The sequence below is a fragment of the Oleiphilus sp. HI0043 genome, assembly GCF_001634935.1.
Genome location: NZ_LWEY01000230.1, coordinates 1 through 1,038, shown reverse-complemented (window position 1 = coordinate 1,038; position 1,038 = coordinate 1). Strand labels below are relative to the sequence as shown.

1 protein-coding gene and 2 pseudogenes are annotated in these 1,038 nt (G+C 41.9%); all 3 read right to left on the bottom strand.

Going from position 1 to position 1,038, the window contains the following annotated elements; all coding sequences use genetic code 11:
• Positions 1-329 (bottom strand): annotated as a pseudogene (locus A3729_RS03670) (hypothetical protein); the annotation flags it as partial.
• A gap of 2 nt (positions 330-331) precedes the next feature.
• Positions 332-826, bottom strand: a complete 495-nt coding sequence (locus A3729_RS03665; protein WP_068509548.1) for a biopolymer transporter ExbD — start codon at positions 824-826, stop codon at positions 332-334.
• Positions 823-1,038 (bottom strand): annotated as a pseudogene (locus tag A3729_RS32140) (biopolymer transporter ExbD); the annotation flags it as partial. The gene A3729_RS03665 and the pseudogene A3729_RS32140, both read right to left, overlap by 4 nt.

Here is a 1,038-nt window from a genome sequence, read left to right as displayed (position 1 = left end):
TTTTCTTTAGGCTTAGGCTTTTCTTTAGGCTTAGGCTTTTCTTTAGGTTTAGGTTTTTCTTCTTTAGGCTTTTCTTCAACCTTTTTAGGTTTCTCTTCCTTTTTGACTGGCTTGGGTTTGGGTGGCTCTTTTTTCTTCACTAACTTTGCTAGTTGCGGTGGGAGCTTTTCAAGTGATTTGCGATCTTTTTCAGGCACAGATGCATTAGGTATCCATACCGCTAGTACCAAAAAGACCATGAGCAAGGTAAGCAGAATACTGCTGAAACGTTTACTTTCACCAGCTTCTTTCGTCCAAGGTAGATTTAAGCGGTCTTGTGGAAAAATCATCCCTACCCCTTACCTTCAAGCTTTCTTGATACAGCCAGGGAAACCCGGGTATAGCTGGCGGCAGTACAAGTTGCCATAATCTTTTTTAACAGCTTATAAGGCACGTTTTTATCTGCGATTAAAGTAACAGGGTATCCATCACGAACATTCTGCAAAGACTGATTTTTACTTGCTTGATAGTCNAGCTCTGACTTTAAGCCAGGAAATAGACCGTCATCTGAAACCTCACTAATGCTAGATACTACCCGCCCCTGAACAAGGATATTGCTGCCACTTACAGCAATTACGATATTTTCCTTAGGCTGCTGCTTAGCCACCGACAGCGGCAACTCAACAGACTTATCCTGCTGAAGTACTTTTACATCTGAAGAGTTCACCATCAGAAAGAAAACTAAAATGGTAAAAATATCCATGAGTGACACAAGGTTTAAGCCACCGGTTTTATGCATTCGTCGGTAATGACGTTGCATCCTCTTCGCTCTTCTGGATAGTTTCATGGTGTCGCCCCCCCACCAGTACTTTCAACATCCAAAATGGGTGCGTCACCAATAGATATATCGGGGAAAAGCTCTGCATTAACAACACTTGCTGCAACAACAGTCTCATAAGAGCGAGTTAAATCCATGGCACTAACAAGAGTTTGATAATTTATCTCTTCGCCCAAAAGCAATGTGATATCAGTCTTCTCAGGGAACCTGTTTTTTAACTG